A 209-nucleotide genomic window follows, 5' to 3' on the forward strand; every position below is an offset into this window, starting at 1 on the left:
CACCGCACGCGAACTCGCAGGTAACGCGACCTCCTGGGACCGGTTGCTCACCCACCCGGTCACCGGAACCGTCCTCGAATGCGACAGCTACCGGCCCACCGCCGCCATGGTCAGGCTGCTCCGAGCCCGAGACCGGCACTGCCGGTTCCCCGGATGCCGACAACCCGCCATCCGCTGCGAACTCGACCACACCATCGCCGCATCCGACG

The 209-nt window shown here is 69.4% G+C and carries 1 pseudogene; it reads left to right on the forward strand.

Annotated features, from left to right (window positions below):
- Positions 1 to 209: pseudogene (locus DO944_RS15800) on the forward strand (HNH endonuclease); the annotation flags it as partial.

Origin of the sequence: Microbacterium sp. SMR1 (genome assembly GCF_003289625.1) — a bacterium.
GTDB lineage: Bacteria > Actinomycetota > Actinomycetes > Actinomycetales > Microbacteriaceae > Microbacterium > Microbacterium plantarum.